Source organism: Helicobacter sp. CLO-3 (genome assembly GCF_001854545.1).
In the GTDB taxonomy this organism is placed as follows: domain Bacteria; phylum Campylobacterota; class Campylobacteria; order Campylobacterales; family Helicobacteraceae; genus Helicobacter_B.
This window is the reverse complement of sequence record NZ_MLQN01000027.1, coordinates 16,312-28,884: the sequence shown is the minus strand read 5'-3', so window position 1 is coordinate 28,884 and position 12,573 is coordinate 16,312. Positions and strand designations below refer to the sequence as shown.

Genomic DNA, 12,573 nt, shown 5'->3' with positions numbered 1-12,573 from the left:
TTCTGATATTGTGCTTTTTTCTGCTGCTATTCCCTATCAAGGTGGCACACATCATGTAAATGAGCAGCCACCAGCCTACTGGGCGGATATTTTTGAAAAAGAAGGCTTTGTGTGTTTTGATATTTTGAGGGAGAAGCTTTGGGAAAACAAGGATATATGCCCTTGGTATATACAAAATATATTGCTTTTTGTGAGTAAAGATAAGCAAGATATGCTTACCAAGCAAGGCTTTACGCCAAAAAAGCCGCCCTATATTATTCACCCTGGCATGTGGGAGCCAAATAAACAATGGTTTGATTACTTATTGCTAACTACAAAAAACTACATGTGCCTTAGAGACAAGTTTGCGAAAATCTCATTCCTTAAAGCATTTTATAAGAAGTTTATAAAATAGCTTGCTTTTGCTATGCTTTATCACAACACAGAATCTAGAAACGCCAAATCTAGACTCTGGCTAAAATGCGATAAATATCGTCCCTTATGCTGCGCCTAGCAAATAAAACTATTTGTGGCGCAATCATCTACCATGCTAGGCGCATTCCGCCATCTAAGCACAACTTGCTAGCCATTTTAAATTTTTACAACTTTTTGCTAAAATCTGCTATATTTTAGATCCTGCATGAATTAGTATCAAACCCCACACAAAGCGCGCAAATGCCATTTATCCGAGAATCTTTTCATATCGACACACCCATCAAAGCCTCGCGATTTCTCACGCGCACGCTTGGCTACACCACCGCGCAGGCGCAAAAGCACATCGACAAAGCCCGCCTGCGCACGCCAGACAACGCCCCCGTGCAAAAATCCCAAATCATCAGTGGCATCGTGTGGCTTACGCATTTTGTCGATGATTTTTACACGCCAAGCGAGCTGACTGCGCCTATTTTCACCACGCGTGATTTCACGCTTTTTTGCAAGCCTGCAAAGCTTCTCACGCATCCAAAAGGTAGCTTCTTGCATAAAAGCCTCATAGATTCTGCGCGCTATTTTGCGGGCAAGGACGCTAAGCTCGCGCATCGGCTTGATTATGAGACGAGCGGGCTTATCGTGGCTGCCAAGGGGCGGGCGAATGAGCGCGCGCTGAAGCAGCTTTTTGCCACGCGCGAGGTTTGCAAAACCTACATCGCCAAAGTGCAGGGTATCATCACAGGCGCACGCACCATCGATGCGCCCATCCTCGCCCCAAGCCCAGCACAAAAGCCACATCGCAACCTTTCCATACGCTCGCGCATCGATCCTAGCGGCAAGCCTGCAGTCACGCTGATAGCGCCGCTTCACATAGATTCTGTGCGCGCGCAGACCACCATCCTAGCGCGCCCGCTCACCGGCAGGACGCATCAGATACGCCTGCACTGCGCGCACATCGGGCATCCGATTTGCAATGACTTTTTGTATGGCGGCGATGATGCGATGGCGGAGGCGTATCTGGATGCGCTGAAGCAAAGCTTTTTGGATGCAGAATCTGGTGCGCTAGAATCCACAAGCGCGCAAAAATCCGCGCCAGAAGTTTCACCACAAAATCCGCAAAGCCCACCAAATCCACAAGATTCGCAAAATCCACCAAGCCCGCTATTATCCAGCACCCTTTGCCTGCACGCCTATCATTTGCGCTTTGCCTATCGCCATATATACAGCCTCTATGCGCCATTGCCCGCGTGGCTGGATGCCAGCATTTTAGAATCTGATATTTTGGATTCTATCCGCGTCGGCTTTACCAATATAGATTCTGCCACCTAGATTCCAAGCCAGCCCGGAATCCAAAACCTGCCAAAATCCACGCGCGATCAACCAGAATCCACGCGCCACCAAGTTTTATATAGCTTTATATAAGTTTTGGCTATAATCCCGCGCAAGTCCAAGTAAAACAACAAAACAAGACAGCAAAGCACCAAAACAAAAGCAGACAAACCAAGCACAAAAAGCACAACAAAAAACGCAAAACAAAGCACAAAAGGCAGGCAAATGGCACTCGCACTCGCGCTAAAATACCGCCCCAAAGTCTTCTCCGATCTCATCGGGCAAGAAGCGATCTCCAAAACCCTCTCCATGGCGCTGGATAAAAACCGCATCGTGCATGCCTACCTTTTTAGCGGGCTTAGGGGCAGCGGCAAAACTAGCTCGGCGCGGATTTTTGCGCGCGCGCTGGTGTGTGAGAAGGGGCCTATTTCTACGCCTTGTGGCGAGTGCGATATTTGTAAAGCCACGCTTGAAGGGCGAAACCTCGATATCATCGAGAAAGACGCCGCGTCAAATCGCGGGATAGATGACATCAAAGACATCATCGAGCACACGCGCTACGCGCCTTCGATGAGTCGGTATAAAATTTTCATCATCGATGAAGTGCATATGCTTACCAAAGAGGCGTTCAACGCGCTGCTAAAGACGCTTGAAGAGCCGCCAGAGTATGTGAAGTTTATCCTAGCGACGACGGATCCGCTGAAGCTGCCAGCGACCATCATCAGCCGCACGCAGCACTTTCGCTTCAAAAAAATCCCACAAAAAGCCGTCATATCTCACCTAGAAAACATCCTAGAAAAAGAGGGCGTGAGCTATGAGCCAAACGCGCTAGAGATCATCGCTAGAAGTGGCGGCGGGAGCCTGCGCGACACGCTCACGCTTACTGATCAGGCGATAAATTATTGCGACAAGCATTTGACTACGAGCCAAATCACGCAGATGCTAGGCATCATCGATCCTAAAAATCTAAAAGATTTTTTCGCGAGCATCATTCACAAGGATGAGGGCGCGCTAAATAGGAGCCTCGAGGTGCTTGGCGAGTATGAATGCGAGATGATTATCGATGAGATGCTTTTGTTTCTCAAAGATGCGCTGCTGGCGGGCGATCAGGACTTCCCGCTGCTGCTTATCGATAGATTTCTAGGGATTTTGAGCACGGCAAAATCGCTGCTAAACCTAAATCCAGATGGTGCGTTTGTGCTGATGCTAATGAGTCTAAAAATGCGCGAGGCGCTGAAGCTAAAGGATATCAATGAGGCGATAAAAGAGCTAGAGAAAGCAGCACCGGCGGAGGTGGCGTCGGCGCAAAATATAGTAGCGCAAACAATGCAAAATCAAGAAGTAAGTCAAAAAACAAGTCAAGAAACAAATGTGGAAAAAATCGCAGAATCCAAAATAGCGGATTCTAGCGGCGTGGATTCTAGCGCAAATGTCGATTCTGGCGTGCCAAACACCAGCACACAAACCCAAGCCACACAAACCACCACTACACAAGCCCCCACTACACAAACCCACTTCTCGCCACAAATAGGCGCGCAAGAGTTTAGTGCGCTGGCTAGCAAAATCGCCGACCGCTCCTATGAGCTGGGCGAGACATTCGCGCGCGCGGTGGCGTTTGAGCGCTGGGATGTCGCCACTAGCACGCTGTTTTGGTATAGCAACCCAAGCGCGCCGGACAAAGCGACGCTCAAGCAGTTTTGGGGCATCATCCAGGCGCTCGTGCAAGAGGCGTTCGCGCCTATCGCCACCAGCGCGCCCATACATATCAAAAACACCTTCCAGCCCGCAGCTGACGCGCTAAATCCGCAGAATCCAGCAAGCGCGCCAAATGTAGCAAATGCGCCAACCCAAGCGCAAACCAGCCAAGACGATTTGCCACAAAAAAAAACTTCTGACCTAAGCCTAGAGCCAAGCACAAGCGCAAATCCTACGCCAAACACACAAGCGCCACAAGCCCAGCAAACCGCGCCACGAGCGGACTTTGTGGATTCTAGCACTTTTTCAGATTCTAGCACAAGCGCAAATTTTGGCGCGCCAAACGCCAATGATTTGGATTCCGCAGAATCTAATTTTGCAAAACGAGATTCTGATTCCGCGTCAAATTTTAGTGGTTTGGATTCTAGGACATTTTTAGATTCTAGCGCGCAGGCTGGCAATGCAGAATCTACTTCACAAGATTTTGCTAATTCTGCCAATCTTGCTAATCCTGCCAATTCCACTAATTCCTCCAATCTTGCCAATCCTGCCCAAGAGCCGATGTCAGAGATTAGCGCGCGGATAAATGCGCTAAAGCAAAGTATCGCCTCCATACCCACAGCACCCACGCCGCCGGCGCAAGAAAATATCACCCCATCATTTACGCAAGAATATCCGCCCACCACACCCGCCACTTTAAGCGCGCCAAATACGCAAAATATGGGCGCACAAAATCAAGATTCTGCGCCAGATACTCCAAAAATAGATGTTCCCAAGGTGGATGTCCCCAAAATCGATGTTCCATGGTATGAAGATGATGAGCTGGCAAATATCGCGCCAAATTCTAGTCAAAATTTTAGCCAGAATCCAAACGCAAATCCAAGCCCAGATTTTAGCCAAAACGCAAATTTAGACTACCAAAACCATGTGCCAGAATCTAGCAAAAATTTAGATTCTAGCGCTTATGCGCCCGCTAGTGACAACCAAAACGCCGCGCCAGCGCCAAGCCAAACGCAGCCACAAAACGCCGCGCAATCGCAAACGCAGATTTTCCTGCAAGAAAATAACGCGCTAATCCAAAGCCTAAAGCACAATTTTGGCGTCAAGCAAATGCTAGTCATCGAGAATAATGATGCGAAAAATACCCCCGATAAGTAGCGATGCCACGCTGTTTGCAAGCACTCAAGCTGGCGTGGAAAATTTGGATATGCTTATTAAGCTAATGCTTGCGAGTGGCAAAAATATTTTTCTGCTAAGCGGCACGCTTGGGAGCGGTAAAACCACGCTGGTGCAGGCATTTCTAGCACACATCAGAAACCAAGAAAAAAGCGCGCAGAATCTAAAAATACAAAATCTGGAAGCGCGCAATCAAGACGCGCAAACAAAATCTAAAAATGCAGAATCTAGCAGCGCAGAATCGACAGAATCTAATCAAGCAGAATCCGAGCGCACAGAATCCAAGCTGGCAGAATCTAGTAGTGCAGAATCCACGCCAGAGCCGCACGCATTAAGCGCGCAAACACAGCCACAAAGCACACCGGACACGCCTTTGCCAGCGTTTGCGACTTCGCCGACTTTTAGCATTATGCATGATTATGGCGGCGTTTATCATTATGATTTATACAACCACAGCGCGGCGGATTTGCTGGAGATGGGCTTGCTCGAGTGGCTTAGCGCGCCGGGATTTCATTTTGTCGAGTGGGGCGAGGCGCTTTGGGACATACTGCGCCACAGCGGCTTTGAGCGCGCACTAATCCGCATAACCATCCCAAACACGCAGAATCTAGATTCCGACAAAAGCACAGAATCCAACCCGCCAAATGCCAGCACCAGAGAATCCAACTCGCCAAACACAAACATGTTGAGTGCAAACGCACTAAACACAAGCGCGCCAAACATAAACGCGCAGAATCTAGATTCTAGAACCTATGAGATTTTTATTTAAGCACACAAAACCCAAAATTCTTCTTGCATTTTTTTGATTCTGCAACAATTTAGAATCCGCAAGTCATCATTACTAAAAGAAACTGGCGCTTTGCTAAGGAAACTCACCTTTTGGCAGTTTTGTTATATCTCATATTTGATTAAAGTAAAAACTATAAAACAACAAATCAAGCCAGCTTAGATTCTGGCGCGTGATTTTGCTTTGTGGCAATTCTAAAAATTTGTGATTATCTCTTTTTTAGCGTTTTGGTTTTATAATACGCGCTTGATTGTTGGCTTAATTGCTTGTTTGCCTGTTTGATTATTTGATTGATTGGCCGGCTAGATACACATCAAGTTTTGCATCACAAAGTTTTTGCATCACATTTACAAGGAAAAATATGCTTCTAGAAATAGATCATCTAACCAAGCGCTATGGCGCGACTCTCGCGCTAAATGACCTCTCGCTACGGCTTAGTGAAGGCAAAGTGATGGGCTTGCTAGGACCAAATGGCAGCGGCAAGACGACGCTTATCAAAGTGCTTTTGGGGCTGCTTAGGCAGTATAGTGGCGAGGTGAGATTTTTATCGCGTCCCATCGATGATGACTCCAAGGCGCACATAGCGTATCTGCCGGATAGAAACCATTTGCCTTTGAATTGGAGTATCGAGTATGCCTGCTCGTTTTTCGCGGATTTTTTCGCGGATTTTAGCACGCACAAAGCGCACGCGCTATGCGATATACTCAAGCTCTCAAAAACTGCTAAAATCAAGCAACTCTCCAAAGGCAACAAAGAAAAGCTAGCGCTTTTGCTCACACTTTCTCGCGAGGCGAAGCTGTATATTTTTGACGAGCCTATCGCGGGCGTGGATCCGGTGGCGCGCGATTTGGTGTTTGATCTGATACTGAATAACTACGCGCAGGGCTCTAGCGTGCTAATCGCTACGCATCTTATATATGATGTGCAAAAGATTTTGGATGAGGCGATATTTTTGTCAAATGGCAGCGTGCTGGCACACAAAAGCGTGGAGGAATTTACCGCGGGCGGGCTAAATCTCGAGGAGGCGTTTAAAGAGGCGTTTGCTAGCAGTAGTTTGGGCGGGGCGGCTTTTGCCAGAGCAGAATCTCGTGTGGAATCTAGTGTAGAATCTGGCGCGCAGAATTTGGCGCAGAATCCGCAGAATCTACAAACCGCGCAGAATACGCTAGATTCTGAGAATCCCACAAATACACAGAATCCACAAAATCCCCAAACCAAGCAAGGCGGTGTGATATGAGAAAACTTCTAAAATATGAGCTTGCGGGCAATTATCTGCCTTTTGTGGTGATTAGCGCACTGTTTTTGATTTGCGTTAGTGTGAGCGTTTTTGCATGGAGCGCGATAACTTCTCATGGCGGTAGCGTTAGGCATGCATTAGATGATTTTGGATTTTTGGCTTGGGTGTTTTTTGTGAGTATTGCTGGGGTTGTTCTGTCGCTATTTGGGCTTATGGTAGTGCGGATAATGGCGGTGATAAGCACCTTTGGCAAAAATCTGTATGGCTCGTATGGCTATCTGCTTTTTTGCCTGCCTGTGGGGATTGATGCGATACTTTTATCAAAGATTTTGAGCTGTTTTATATTGATAGGCGCTTCTACTTGTTTTTATATGTTTGTAGGCGCAGAGGCGGTGCTTTTTGTGCGTGATGTGGATTTTATCACAGCGATGCAAGAGATTGGCGGGTGGCTGGCGGAGTTTGTATATAGTTATAGGGAATCTAGCGTGTTTTTGGTGTTATTTATCACCACCAATGTGCTAGGTCAGATTTTAAGCTTTCTAGTTAGCATCATGCTGACTTTGGTACTTCTTAATGCATGGCATATTTCTAGCTTTCGCTTTGTGCTTGGGGTGCTGATATTTTTTGGGCTTGGGATTTGTGCGGATATTGTGCTGACACCTTTTAATATGTTTGTTGAGTGGGCTATCGGCGGCTCTTCTGTGCTCGATATGGTGGCTTCTAAGGCAGAAACTTATGGGATTCTTAATGTGACAGCGTGGCTTTTTTATGCGTATTATACGATACGATATTTGCTAATCATTGGCGTTTTTTATCTGCTGGCTAGATATTTTGTCATCAAAAAAATGGAGCTAGAATAGCTAGAATCTAGCGCAGCTAGATTCTCGTATAAATAGATTCTCGCGCAAACCAAACAAAAGGAGCAAAATGAAAGTAACAATCGTAGGTAGCGGATATGTAGGACTCGTGGCTGGTGCGTGCTTCGCGCAGATGGGAAATGAAGTGATATGCCTAGATATCGACAAAACAAAAATCGAGAATCTAAAACAAGGCATCATCCCCATATATGAGCCCGGGCTTGAAGAGATGGTGCTAGAAAATCAGCGCCTTGGCACGCTAAGCTTTTCTAGCGACAAATCTACAGCATTGTCGCAAGCTGAAGTGATATTTATCGCGGTGGGGACGCCTATGGGTGATGATGGGAGTGCGGATCTGCGCTTCGTGCGCGCGGTGGCGCAGGATATCGGCGCGCATATCAGCCTGCCTTATGTTGTCATCGTGGATAAATCCACCGTCCCAGTAGGCACTGCCAAAGAAGTCAAAAGCATCGTGGCAGGTGCGCTGCGCGAGAGGGGTGCAGAATCTAGCATAAGCTTTGATGTCGTGAGCAATCCGGAGTTTTTGAAAGAAGGCGTGGCGATAAAGGATTTTATGAGTCCTGATCGCGTGGTGATTGGCGCGGATTCTGATAGGGCGTTTGAAGTGATGCGCGCGCTTTATGCGCCTTTTCTCATCAAAACCGATCGCCTCATCTCTATGAGTATAGAATCTGCCGAGATGACGAAATACGCGGCAAACGCCATGCTAGCCACCAAAATCAGCTTCATAAACGAGATGAGCCAAATATGCGAGCGCGTGGGCGCAAATATCAATGATGTGCGCGCGGGCATAGGCTCGGATTCTCGTATCGGATATAGCTTCATATATCCGGGCTGTGGGTATGGCGGCAGCTGCTTCCCCAAAGATGTCAAAGCGCTAGAAAAAACCGCGCTCGATAATGGCTACACGCCAAAAATCTTGCAGGCAATCGACAAAGTAAATGCCGCGCAAAAAATGCTACTAGTGGAGAAAATCTGCGCGCGCTTTGGCGAGAATCTAGCGGGCAAGACATTTGGGATATGGGGGCTAAGCTTCAAGCCAGAGACGGATGATATGCGCGAGGCAAGCGCGATAGTGGTGATAAGCGAGCTAGTGAAGCGCGGGGCAAAAGTGCTGGCATACGATCCCAAAGCATACGAGCAGGCGCGCTTCTATCTCAAAGAATGGCTAGAATCTATAAAGCTAGTGGATAGCAAATATGATGCGCTAAATGATGCGGATGCGATGGTGCTAATCACGGAGTGGAGGGAGTTTAGAAGCCCGGATTTTGCAGAGATACAAAAGCGGCTAAAAGCGCCAATAATCTTTGATGGGCGCAATATCTATCACACGCAAAACCTAGAATCTAAGGGCTTTGAATATCATCAAATTGGTGTGAGGAATAAATAAAGGTTTTGTCTATAAGTGGCGCATTATATGAAGTAAGTTGCGGGTTTTGGGTTTTTGGGATTCTAGATTCTGCGGCGGTGTTTTAGGTTTTGGATTTTAGATTCCAGAATCTAGATTCTAGTTTGGCGTTTGTCTCATGCGCGGATTTTTGGGGTTTATTTTGAAGGGTGATTTTGGAGCTGATTTTTACAGGCGATGGCTCGCTGGGTGCGTTTAGCGAGCAATATGATGAAAGCTATTCTAGCAGCGTGGGTGCTCGCATAGAAAAGCTAAGCAAGCATGTGCTGCCAGCATTTATGGCGATAATGCCATTTTATTTGCAAACTCATAGAGCGCAAAACTTTGCAAAATCGCAGAATCTACAAAATCAAATAGCTTCGCAAAATCAGCAAGATTTTTTGACTTCGCAAAATCCGCAGGAATTTTTAGCTTCGCAGAATCCACAAGATGCGCCAACAATACGCATTTTAGATATTTGCTTTGGGCTTGGGTGGAGTGCGTTTCTTAGCGCGCAAGTGTTTGCTGATATGACTAGGCTTTTTGCGCCTAGATTCTGCCCTGCCTCTTTTTTCTGTCCCGCCTCTTTCTATCCCGCTTTTGCTCCGCGCTTGCAAATCATCTCACTAGAAAAAGACAAACACACGCTCGCCCTTGCTGGCAAAATCCACAGCCTAGATTCTAGCCTGCTAGCGCGGCTAGAGCGTGGCGATGAGGTAAATATCGCGCCAAATGTTAGCCTGCAAATCATCTGGGGCGATGCGCGCGAGAATCTAGCACGCTTAGAAAAAGAGGCCAAAAGCGCGCCAGAATCCGCACTAGATTCTGCGCCTAAAAATCCACAATCCACGCTTGAAAGCCCACAAAAATGTGAGAATCCACAATCCGCGCCAAAGAATCCGCCAGCGCGCCAAAATCTGCTTTTTGACATAGTGTATCAAGATCCATTTAGCCCTAGCAAAAACGCGGAGCTGTGGGGTTTGGCGCATTTTAAGCAGCTTTATAATCTTTGCAAAACTCAAGCCATCATCACGACTTACTCTACTAACGCAAAGCAGATGCAAGAGGCTTGCGTGGCGGGCTTTGGCGTGTATCGGTTCGCGCCTAGTTTTGAAAATCTAGCGCAAACTTATCGCGCTTCGTTTGGCGCGGAGCTGGCAGAATCTGGCGCGCAAGATTCTGATATATTGGATTCTGACGCGCAAGATTCTAATGCGTTAAAAAATATCATAAATGAAAATATGCCAAAAATCCGCGCTTCTAGCATTTTGACAAAGGGCGATTTGGGGCTAGAAAATTTCGCCGGGCTAAAAATAAGGCAATAAATAGGGCAGGGCGCGGCGGTGCTTGCGCGCTAAATTTTGGTGCATTAGATTCTGATTAGATTCTGGCTGGATTCTAGATTGGCACGCGTGATTTTGCTTAAAGTTGCGCGTGAGGTGAATTTTGCTAGAATCTACATTTGCAAAAACTAAAATCTGCTAGCCTTTGAATCTGCAAGCCTTTGAAGCAGAATCCAAAACACAAAATAATAATGGAGCATCTATGAAAATCGTATTTATGGGGACGCCACGCTTTCCTGAAGTGGTGCTAGAAGAGATAGTGGCTTATGCAAAAAGCGGCGATAAAACGCCAGAATCTAAAATAGTGGAACCTAAAATAGTGGAATCTAAAATCGCAGAATCTAAAAAACTAGATTCTCGCGCGCCCGCGCAAAATGTAGAATGCAAAACTTTAGAATCTAAAAATGCAGAATCTAAATCGCCAGAATCCAAACCACAAAAGCCAAAGCTAGAGATTCTAGCCGCTTTCACCCAGCCAGATAAGCCTGTGGGGCGCAAGGCTATCATCACGCCTCCACCGCTAAAACTTGCCGCAGAAAAGCATGGCATCCCTGTGTTTCAGCCAAGCGCGCTGGATGATGAGGCGTGCGAGATTCTTGAGTCTTTGCGCCCGGATTTTATCGTGGTGGTGGCTTATGGCAAGATTTTGCCACAGCGCGTGCTAGACATCGCGCCTTGTATCAATATCCATGCCTCGATTCTGCCTAAATATCGCGGCGCTAGTCCTATCCAGCAGATGATTCTAAGCGATGATAGCGAGTATGGCGTGAGTATCATGCGTATGGATGCGGGGCTTGATAGCGGGGATTTGCTGTGTGTGAAAAAATTTGCGCGCCAAAAATCCAAAAATGTGGAATCCAAACAAGCAGAATCTAAAAATGCAGAATCTAGCAAAATAGATTCTGAATGCGCGCCAAAGGAGCTGGGCTACATCGCGCTTAGTGAGAAGCTAGCGATGCTTGGTGCTAGTGCGCTTATCGAGGTGCTAGAAAATTTTGATTCTATCACGCCTGCGCCACAAGATGAGAGCGCTGCGACTTATTGCAAAAAAATCGCCAAGCAAGATGGGCTCATCGCCTTTGATGATGCGCGCGAAATCTACAAAAAATCGCTTGCCTATGAGCTTTGGCCCGGAGTTTTTCTAAAAAGCGGGATGAAAATCTATGGCGTGCGCCTGATAGAATCTACAAGCGCGCACAAAGCAGGCGAGATCCTAGAAAATGACACCAAAAACAGCCAAGTGATAATCGGCTGCGCGCGCGGCAGCATCGCGATAGAAGAGCTGCAAATCCCGGGCAAACAGCGCGTGAATGCGAGCCAATATCTGCGCTCCAAAGGTATGGGCGCTGGTGCGGTGCTGGAATAAGCAGAATCTACAAAGTGGAATCTGCAAAGCAAAATTTTGAGGCAGAATCTACAAAGCAGAATCTCGAGGCAAAAAATTTTGAGGTGAAATTTTGAGATGGAATCTCGAGGCAGAATCTAAAACGATTTAGTATCAAATCAAGGGCAAAAAAACATGCAAATAATATATAAAGAAGAAGTGGATTCTACACAAGAAGAGCTAAAACGCGCGCTATCGCTTAGTATGAGCGAAAATGACGCGCGCAAAAACGCGCAAAAACCAAGTGCCCCAGAATCTACTGCGAAAAACGCGCTAGATACACAAAGCACATTTGGCGCGCAAGAATCGCCAGAATCCACCGCGCAAGATATGCAAAAATCGCCAAACGCGCTAGAATCCACCGCCCCAGAATCTTGCGCGCCAGCACTTTGCATCGTGGCAAATCGCCAAACAAAAGGCAAGGGCACGCGCGGGAATGTGTGGGAGAATCAAGAGTGTGCGCTTATGTTTTCTTTCTCGTATTTGCCGCCATTGCGCCTGCCTAGCGATGTGCCGATGCAAAGCATGGCGATTTTTTTGGGATTTGTGATAAAAGAGCGTTTGGCAGCGCGTGGCTCAAAAGTGTGGCTAAAATACCCAAATGATTTGTATATCAATGACAAAAAAATCGGCGGGATTTTGATAGAGGTGTGGCGGGGCGTTTTGCTGTGTGGCGTGGGGATAAACCTAAAAAGCAGCGCGTTTGGCGAGCTAGATATTTTACTGGATAAAAATGCGTTTTTGGTCGATTTATTTGACTCGTTGCAAAATCCTCCGAGTTGGAAGCAGATTTTCAGAAAGTATGAGATAGAATTTTGCAACAACTTTCCTTTTGCGTTTCATTTTGGCGATGAGGTAATATCGCTAAAAGACGCCGTTTTGCTCGAAGATGGCGGGCTTAGCGTGAAGGGGAGAGTGATTTATAACACAAGAAATTATAGGGAGTGAG

10 protein-coding genes are annotated in these 12,573 nt (G+C 46.9%); all 10 read left to right on the top strand.

The window, feature by feature from the left end; genetic code table 11:
- On the top strand, window positions 1-394 hold a 394-nt coding region (locus BKN38_RS11165), incomplete at its 5' end, for a hypothetical protein (protein ID WP_218117791.1).
- 260 nt (window positions 395-654) lie between these two features.
- Window positions 655-1,737: an RNA pseudouridine synthase gene (locus tag BKN38_RS07695; protein WP_066455615.1), complete on the top strand. Its 1,083-nt coding sequence runs from the start codon at window positions 655-657 to the stop codon at window positions 1,735-1,737.
- 225 nt (window positions 1,738-1,962) lie between these two features.
- Complete coding sequence (locus BKN38_RS11505; RefSeq protein WP_066455612.1) at window positions 1,963-4,590, top strand: DNA polymerase III subunit gamma/tau; 2,628 nt, start codon at window positions 1,963-1,965, stop codon at window positions 4,588-4,590.
- The gene (locus BKN38_RS07685) at window positions 4,562-5,377 is read left to right on the top strand and encodes a tRNA (adenosine(37)-N6)-threonylcarbamoyltransferase complex ATPase subunit type 1 TsaE (RefSeq protein WP_066455609.1); all 816 of its coding nucleotides are present in this window, start codon (window positions 4,562-4,564) and stop codon (window positions 5,375-5,377) included. The genes BKN38_RS11505 and BKN38_RS07685 overlap by 29 nt, the downstream gene beginning before the upstream one ends.
- Before the next feature lie 379 nt (window positions 5,378-5,756).
- Window positions 5,757-6,632, top strand: a complete 876-nt coding sequence (locus BKN38_RS07680) for an ABC transporter ATP-binding protein (protein ID WP_066455606.1) — start codon at window positions 5,757-5,759, stop codon at window positions 6,630-6,632.
- Entirely contained in the window at window positions 6,629-7,492 is an 864-nt protein-coding gene (locus tag BKN38_RS07675) for a hypothetical protein (RefSeq protein WP_066455603.1), read from the top strand. The genes BKN38_RS07680 and BKN38_RS07675 overlap by 4 nt, the downstream gene beginning before the upstream one ends.
- A 67-nt stretch (window positions 7,493-7,559) precedes the next feature.
- Complete coding sequence (locus BKN38_RS07670; protein WP_066455602.1) at window positions 7,560-8,900, top strand: UDP-glucose/GDP-mannose dehydrogenase family protein; 1,341 nt, start codon at window positions 7,560-7,562, stop codon at window positions 8,898-8,900.
- Window positions 8,901-9,073: 173 nt separating this feature from the next.
- On the top strand, window positions 9,074-10,222 hold the full coding sequence (locus BKN38_RS07665) for an MnmC family methyltransferase (RefSeq protein WP_066455600.1): 1,149 nt from the start codon (window positions 9,074-9,076) through the stop codon (window positions 10,220-10,222).
- A 220-nt stretch (window positions 10,223-10,442) separates the two neighbouring features.
- Window positions 10,443-11,606 (top strand): methionyl-tRNA formyltransferase, encoded by a 1,164-nt coding sequence (locus tag BKN38_RS07660; RefSeq protein ID WP_233712907.1) that lies wholly within the window; start codon window positions 10,443-10,445, stop codon window positions 11,604-11,606.
- 153 nt (window positions 11,607-11,759) lie between these two features.
- Window positions 11,760-12,572 (top strand): biotin--[acetyl-CoA-carboxylase] ligase, encoded by an 813-nt coding sequence (locus tag BKN38_RS07655; protein ID WP_082942532.1) that lies wholly within the window; start codon window positions 11,760-11,762, stop codon window positions 12,570-12,572.
- The last annotated feature ends 1 nt before the right edge of the window (window position 12,573 follow it).

Bases quoted from the DNA above. Each gene is read 5' to 3' on its own strand.
- BKN38_RS07685 (WP_066455609.1), top strand. From the start codon at position 4,562: ATGATGCGAAAAATACCCCCGATAAGTAGCGATGCCACGCTGTTTGCA.
- BKN38_RS11505 (WP_066455612.1), top strand. From the start codon at position 1,963: ATGGCACTCGCACTCGCGCTAAAATACCGCCCCAAAGTCTTCTCCGAT.
- BKN38_RS07660 (WP_233712907.1), top strand. From the start codon at position 10,443: ATGAAAATCGTATTTATGGGGACGCCACGCTTTCCTGAAGTGGTGCTA.
- BKN38_RS07680 (WP_066455606.1), top strand. From the start codon at position 5,757: ATGCTTCTAGAAATAGATCATCTAACCAAGCGCTATGGCGCGACTCTC.
- BKN38_RS07655 (WP_082942532.1), top strand. From the start codon at position 11,760: ATGCAAATAATATATAAAGAAGAAGTGGATTCTACACAAGAAGAGCTA.
- BKN38_RS07675 (WP_066455603.1), top strand. From the start codon at position 6,629: ATGAGAAAACTTCTAAAATATGAGCTTGCGGGCAATTATCTGCCTTTT.
- BKN38_RS07670 (WP_066455602.1), top strand. From the start codon at position 7,560: ATGAAAGTAACAATCGTAGGTAGCGGATATGTAGGACTCGTGGCTGGT.
- BKN38_RS07695 (WP_066455615.1), top strand. From the start codon at position 655: ATGCCATTTATCCGAGAATCTTTTCATATCGACACACCCATCAAAGCC.